At 57.1% G+C, this 7,174-nt stretch carries 6 protein-coding genes; 2 read left to right on the plus strand and 4 right to left on the minus strand.

The window, feature by feature from the left end; genetic code table 11:
• Positions 1-14 precede the first annotated feature (14 nt).
• The 3 genes from leuC to dnaB all read right to left on the minus strand — a co-directional run bounded on the left by leuC (position 15) and on the right by dnaB (position 4,732).
• Positions 15-1,409 carry a 3-isopropylmalate dehydratase large subunit gene (gene leuC / locus L888_RS0109920; protein WP_027952783.1) on the minus strand — a complete coding sequence of 465 codons (1,395 nt, stop codon included), beginning with the start codon at positions 1,407-1,409 and terminating at the stop codon, positions 15-17.
• A 23-nt stretch (positions 1,410-1,432) separates the two neighbouring features.
• Positions 1,433-2,932 carry a 2-isopropylmalate synthase gene (locus tag L888_RS0109925; protein WP_005844299.1) on the minus strand — a complete coding sequence of 500 codons (1,500 nt, stop codon included), beginning with the start codon at positions 2,930-2,932 and terminating at the stop codon, positions 1,433-1,435.
• Positions 2,933-3,208: 276 nt separating this feature from the next.
• Positions 3,209-4,732, minus strand: a complete 1,524-nt coding sequence (dnaB, locus tag L888_RS0109930) for a replicative DNA helicase (protein ID WP_005844301.1) — start codon at positions 4,730-4,732, stop codon at positions 3,209-3,211.
• A gap of 132 nt (positions 4,733-4,864) precedes the next feature.
• Between dnaB and ispE the strand changes: the two genes are divergently transcribed.
• Complete coding sequence (gene ispE / locus L888_RS0109935) at positions 4,865-5,704, plus strand: 4-(cytidine 5'-diphospho)-2-C-methyl-D-erythritol kinase (RefSeq protein ID WP_027952784.1); 840 nt, start codon at positions 4,865-4,867, stop codon at positions 5,702-5,704.
• Positions 5,705-5,962: 258 nt separating this feature from the next.
• Here ispE and L888_RS0109940 read toward each other — a convergent pair whose 3' ends face one another.
• The gene (locus tag L888_RS0109940) at positions 5,963-6,502 is read right to left on the minus strand and encodes a hypothetical protein (protein ID WP_245594863.1); all 540 of its coding nucleotides are present in this window, start codon (positions 6,500-6,502) and stop codon (positions 5,963-5,965) included.
• A 517-nt stretch (positions 6,503-7,019) separates the two neighbouring features.
• Here L888_RS0109940 and L888_RS14150 point away from each other — a divergent pair.
• Positions 7,020-7,174 (plus strand): Arm DNA-binding domain-containing protein (locus tag L888_RS14150; RefSeq protein WP_245594865.1); only part of this gene is annotated, 155 nt, incomplete at its 3' end.

Below are 7,174 nucleotides of genomic sequence, written 5' to 3' on the forward strand. Positions count from 1 at the left end.
TTCTGTTTTCGCCTTTACATGAAATCTCTGGGATCGGTAATCTTGCCGGTAATAGCCGCTGCCGCTGCCACAAGCGGGCTGGCCAGAATGGTGCGCGAACCCGGCCCTTGACGGCCCTCGAAGTTGCGGTTGGAGGTGGACACGCTGTAGAGTCCGGCCGGCACCTTGTCATCGTTCATGGCCAGACAAGCCGAGCAGCCCGGCTGACGGATGGCAAAACCAGCCTCGTGCAGCACCCGGTCGAGCCCCTCGTCCTCTATCTGTTTGGCCACGGCCCAAGAGCCGGGCACAAGCCAAGCCACCACGTCGGCCGCTTTCTTGTGTCCCTTTACCAGCGAGGCAAAGGCCCGGAAATCTTCGATACGGCCATTGGTGCAGGCCCCGAGGAACACGTAGTCTATCTTGTGTCCCAGCAGTTTCTCGCCGGGCTCGAAGCCCATGTACTTGAGACTCTTGAGGAAAGAAGCCTGTTCGGTCTCATCGATTTCGGCCAGCGTGGGCACGCTGCCACGGATGCCGATGCCCATGCCGGGATTGGTTCCGTAGGTGATGCGCGGCTCAATGTCGGCGGCATCAAAGACAAGTTCTTTGTCAAACACGGCATCATCGCCCGAGCGCAACGTCTTCCACCGGGCCACCGCCTTGTCCCAATCGGCCCCCTTGGGTGCATACTTGCGGCCCTTGATGTAGGCAAAGGTGGTCTCGTCGGGGGCGATGAAGCCGCCGCGCGCACCCATCTCGATGGAGAGGTTGCAGAGTGTCAGTCGGCCCTCCATGCTCATGTCGCGCACCACATCTCCGGCATATTCCACGAAATAGCCTGTGGCTCCCGAGGTGGTGAGCTTCGCCATGAGATACAACGCTACGTCCTTCGCCACCACACCGGGGCGCAGTTTGCCGTTGATGCTGATGCGCATCGACTTGGGTTTCTGCTGCAAGATGCACTGGGACGAGAGCACCATCTCCACCTCCGACGTGCCGATGCCAAAGGCCACGGCCCCCATCGCTCCATGGGTAGAGGTGTGCGAGTCGCCGCACACGATGGTCATGCCCGGCAACGACAGGCCCGTCTCGGGGCCCACCACATGGATAATGCCGTTCTCCTTGGTGTTCATCTTGAACTCCGTCACGCCAAACTCTTCACAGTTGCGGTCGAGCGTCTCTATCTGCTTGCGCCCCACGGCATCCTCCACGGGCTTATCCTGGTCGTGAGTCTGGATGTTATGGTCGGGCATGCAGTAGACCTGGTCGGGGCGGAACACCTTGAGTCCGCGCTGACGAAGCCCGTCGAAAGCCTGTGGCGACGTGACCTCATGGCAGTACAGCCGGTCAATGTAAAGCTGGGTGGGACCGTCTTCCACAACCTGCACGACGTGGCTGTCCCAAATCTTGTCAAATAATGTATTCATGTTCGCTATAATTCGTTCGCTTTTTATTTTCTGAATTTGTTCACACAGTCGAGATAAGCCTCCACCGAAGCCGTCACAATGTCGGTGTTGGCGCCGAAACCGAAGTAGACATTACCGTCGTATTCCACCTGCATGTGCACCTTGCCCACATCGTCCGAGCCCTTGGAGATGGCCTGAATGGTGAATTCCTTGAGCACCATGTGCTTGTGAATGATGCGCTTCAGTGCCTTGATGGCAGCGTCCACCGGGCCGTTGCCCGACGACGATTCCTCGAATTTCTGCCCCGCAATGTCCAGTCCAATGCTGGCCACATTACGCACGCCCTTGCCGGCCGTCACCTGCAAGTAGTCCAGTTTCACGGCATGATTGGCCGCCGTGTCGGCACCGGCCAGCATCAACACATCGTCGTCGGTTATCTCTTTTTTCTTGTCGGCCAACCGCAAGAAAGCTTGATAGATGTTGTCCAGCTTCTCTTCATCGTCCACGTCTACGCCGTTCACCTGCAGCCGATACTTCAGCGCGGCGCGGCCCGAACGGGCTGTCAGCACGATCTCGTTGTTGTCCAAGCCGATGTCCTTGGGGTCGATAATCTCGTAGGTCTGCACGTTCTTCAGCACGCCGTCCTGATGAATGCCGCTCGAATGGGCAAAGGCATTACGCCCCACGATGGCCTTGTTGGCCTGCACAGGCATGTTCATCAGCGACGACACCATGCGCGAGATGGGATAGATCTTGCGCGTATTGATGTTCGTATCGATGCCAATGTTCTTGTGACACTTCAGTATCATGGCAATCTCCTCCAGCGAAGTGTTGCCCGCGCGCTCGCCGAGACCGTTCACAGTTACCTCCACCTGACGCGCGCCGGCGAGCACGCCGCCGATGGTGTTGGCCGTGGCCATGCCCAGATCGTTGTGGCAGTGGGTCGAGATGACGACCTGGTCGATGTTGCTCACATGCTCTTTCAGAAAGCGAATCTTGGCTGCATACTCGTCGGGCATGCAGTAGCCAGTGGTGTCGGGAATGTTCACCACCGTGGCGCCGGCCTTGATGACGGCCTCCACCACGCGGGCCAGATACTCGTTGTCCGTGCGTCCGGCATCCTCGGCATAGAACTCCACGTCCTCCACATACTTCTTGGCGTAGGCCACGGCACGCACTGCACGCTCGATGATTTCCTCGCGCGTGGAGTTGAACTTGTACTTGATGTGGGAGTCGCTGGTGCCTATTCCTGTGTGGATGCGCTTGTGCTTGGCAAACTTCAGCGAGTCGGCAGCCACGTCGATGTCTTTCTCCACCGCACGCGTGAGCGCACAGATGGTGGGCCATGTCACGGCTTTCGAGATTTCTACCACCGAATTGAAGTCGCCCGGCGAGGAGATAGGGAACCCGGCTTCAATCACGTCCACGCCGAGTAGCTCCAGTTGTTTGGCCACCTGTATCTTCTCCACCGTGTTCAATTGGCACCCCGGCACTTGCTCGCCATCGCGTAGCGTCGTGTCGAAAATGTAAAGTCTGTCGCTCATGCTGTTGTTATTGTTTTGTCCTTTTAAACGAAAAAAGCCTTCCCACTCAACGGAAGTGGAAAGGCTCTGCTATGTCGTCGCTCGTCAGACACACGTGCACACATTCTCACTTCCGGCCACAGGATGCAGTCGAATGCTAATCGCAATGCTTAGAATGATGTATGAGCGTGTCATCTGTTCTTTCTCTTTTATCTGCTTGCAAAGGTAAACAATTCAGCCGACACAGGCAAATAATCTGTTACTTTTTTGCTTGTTTTCATGATAAATCAACATCATCTAAAAGGGATTCACCGTCGGAATGCCGCCGAAAGGGTCGCCGTCGTCCTGGTTCAACCGGGAACTGATGATCTCTCCACCGCCAAAATCAGCGGGCAGCGGGGCCAGCATGGCATCCTCGGGATTAGCGAATCGGGTGTACTGCCCCTGGAAAGCCAGCAGCACATCGCCCGTAGCGCCCTTACGGTGCTTGGCTATAATGATCTGTGCCTTGCCGCGCAGGTCGTTGCCTTTCTCGTCTTCATAGATATGATAGTACTCCGGACGGTGCACGAAGAGCACCAGGTCGGCATCCTGTTCAATGGCTCCCGACTCTCGCAAGTCGCTCAACTGGGGTCGCTTTCCCTCCAGTCCTTCACGGTTCTCCACCGTTCGGTTGAGCTGCGAGAGGGCCAGAATGGGGATGTCGAGTTCCTTGGCCAGGCCCTTGAGCGAACGCGAGATGGTGGATACCTCTTCCTGCCGGTTGCCAAACCGCATGCCGTTGGCATTCATGAGTTGCAGGTAGTCTATCATGATGGCTTTCACTCCTTTCTCGCGCACCAGCCGCCGCGCCTTGGTGCGAAGCTCGAAGATCGACATGCCCGGCGTGTCGTCAATATACACAGGTGCTCCCGTCAGCTTGGCCAGATTCTTGTCGAGCCGCTCCCACTCGTCGCGGGCAAGCTGGCCATTCATAATCTTCTTGCCCTCGATTTCGCACACATTCGAGATGAGTCTGTCCACTAGCTGCACGTTGTTCATCTCCAAAGAGAAGAAAGCAATAGGCGTTTGATAGTCCACGGCAATGTTCTTGGCGATGGACAAGGCGAACGAGGTCTTGCCCATGGCAGGGCGTCCGGCAATGATGACAAGGTCGCTCTTCTGCCAGCCCGAGGTCATATCGTCGAGCTTGGTAAAGCCCGACGGGATGCCCGTGAGACCGTCGGAGTTGGCCGATGCCTTCTGCAAGATGTCCACAGCCTGGCGTATCACGGGGTCGATCTGGGTGTAGTCCTGCTTCATGTTACGCTGCGAGAGCTCGAAGAGGTTGCCCTCGGCCTCCTGCATCAGCTCGTCCACGTCGACTGTGGCATCGAAAGCCTTAGTGCCGATATTGCTGGCAAAAGAGATGAGCTGGCGGGCCAGGAACTTCTGATGGAGTATCTTGGCGTGGTATTCTATATGGGCCGACGAGGCCACCTGGGCCGTGAGGTCCACCACGTAGGTGGCCCCACCCACGTCGTCGAGCGTGGCCTCGCGCTGCAGCTCGTTGGTCACGGTCATGATGTCCACCGGCGTCTCGTTCATGTTGAGCGTCTGGATGGCGGTGAATATCTTCTGGTGGCGCGGTTCGTAGAACGTCTCCGGCCGCAGCATTTCCGAGACCACCGAGAAAGCGTCCTTGTCTATCATCAGTGCACCCAGCACCACCCGTTCCACGTCGGGGGCCTGCGGCTGCAGGTGTCCGTAGGCCGGATCGATGGGGGCCGGGGCTTTGCGGCGGTTGGCCACAGGCCTGCCGCTATTATTGTTTTCTGGCATGTCGTCTTGATTTTATAGTCGCAAAATTACGAAAAAAACGCCAATCTGCCCCCGGATTCAAAAAAAATAAGGACGGGGATTCGCTTCTCGTCAGATTTTGCGTATTTTTGCATAGATCAAAAACCGAATGCCATGCTGACATTTCCCTGTGCAAAGATAAACCTCGGACTGAACATCATCGCCGAGCGTGCCGATGGTTTCCATGACTTGGAAACCGTGTTCTACCCCGTTCCCCTGACCGACGTGCTCGAAATCAAGCACATGGATCCCGACTTTCCCTCGGCGACACCCTGCGACCTCAAGGTGACGGGCAATGCCGTGGACTGCGACGAAGCGCAAAATCTGGTGGTCAAAGCCTACCAATTGCTGGCCGCCGAGTACGAGATACCGCGCATCCATGCCCACCTCTACAAGCGCATCCCCTCGCAGGCCGGGCTGGGCGGCGGCTCGTCCGACGGGGCATTCATGATTCGACTGCTCGACGAGCGCTTCCGTCTCAACATTGGCATTGCCGAGATGGAGCGTCATGCCGCCCGTCTGGGCTCCGACTGCGCCTTCTTCATCACCGCCGAACCCTCATTCGCCACCGGGCGCGGCGAAGTGCTCGAACCGGCCGACGGCCCACGGGGCAATCTCAAAGGCTACTGGCTGGCCCTGGCCAAGCCCAACGTGGCCGTGTCCACCCGTGAGGCTTACGCCCAGATTCGCTGCCAAAAGCCCGCCAAGAGCTGCCGCGACATCGTGCGCCAGCCCATCGAAACCTGGCGTCGGGAGCTCACCAACGACTTCGAGACACCCGTGTTCAAGGCCCATCCCGTGCTGGCCGACATCAAGCAGCGGCTCTATGACCTTGGGGCCGTCTACGCCCAGATGAGCGGCAGCGGTAGCGCCATCTTCGGCATCTTCCGCCAGGAACCCGCGGGGCTGGCACAAGCCTTCCCCGGCCTCTTCACCCACTGCGCCCGGCTCTGACTCTATATATAAAAGGTGGAGCCTTATATATAATAAGGTGGAAGCCCACCCACGGCAGACAGTCGGCTCCGCAAACTGGCTGATACCACAACGCCGCGACATCTTTCCAAGAGGATTGTCGCGGCGTCTTCGTGTTATCATAGCAGTGTAATCGCAAAGCCGTTACGGCGTAATCGCAGGGCCGTTACGGCACAATCGCGGGGCCGTTACGGCACAATCGCAGGGCCGTTACGGCGCAATCGCAGGGCCGCGGCGGGCTCATCGCCAGTTGGGGCGCGGCCGATGGTGCCCACGCGGCCCGGGACAGCCGTCGTGACGGTCGAAGCGCGGCCCCGGATCCATGCCGTGACGGGGCATGGGGCGCGGAGGCTCGGCATGCCAGCGACGACCCCCACCCCGATAGATGCCAAAGGCCACGGGACGGCCGCGATAGAAACGACCGCGGTCGTAACGGCTGTAGACCAGCCAATTCCAGCGGTTGTGGGCCCAGAACACCGGCCTGTAGAAATAGTCGGCAGCGGCATAAGCCCGATATTGCAGCGTGGCCAACACGCGGCGCAACTCGCGGTTGCGCCAGTCCCAGGCAGGGCCATAGACCGTCCGGCGGCCGTCGAGCCCCATCAGATAGTCGAGGTTGATTTCATAAACAGCCTCGTACTGCTCGTCGGTGAGGTCCAGTTCGTAGGCCATTTTGTCGGCCAGAAAGAGCGCCCGGTTGCGGGCTTCGTGGTATGACATGGCACGGGTGGCAACGGCTGTGACGGCCAGCATCACCACCATCATCGTAAATCTTTTCATGGTTGCAGCGTTTAAAGGGTTCAACATCGGGTTCTTGTTTTCTCTGTGGCAAAGATAATGGCTGCACGCCGAAACAGAAAACAGAAATACCTAAAAGGGCGACGGCATTTCCCTATTGCTGAGCGGGGAATCCCCCGACGGGGCAGCCTTTTGGAGAAAATCTATCCCCAAGGTTCAAGAAAAGGCGAAATAGCGTGAATGATTTGTGAGTCAGTCGGTTCTGATTTTTAAGCCTTTCGGAGCAAAACCTCGAAAAGACGGGGTTATACCAATTTCGGACAGAGCAACGTTACCAAAACATTACCACCTCCTTTGCAAGTGAGGATTGGGAAAAGCGGTAACGAACAGCACAAAATCCGACCTGAACTTCGGGGATTACCTCCTGCAAAGGTACGTCGATGAAAAGAAACAGGCAAATAAATTGCGGATTGTTTCTTTACCATTGAACGACAATATTTTGCATAGCAACAAATAACCTGACAATGAATAGTTTTGTAAACCGTAAAAAGTCAGAGTTATGCGTAGTACGTTTAAGGTTCTGTTCTACCTCAAAAAGAACGCTCCCAAGAAGAACGGTTCCGTTCCCGTGATGTGTCGTATCACCATTGACGGCACCATTGCCCAGTTCAGTTGCAAATGCGATATCCATCCTGATTTGTGGGACATCAAGAG

Origin of the sequence: Hallella seregens ATCC 51272, assembly GCF_000518545.1 — a bacterium.
GTDB lineage: Bacteria > Bacteroidota > Bacteroidia > Bacteroidales > Bacteroidaceae > Prevotella > Prevotella seregens.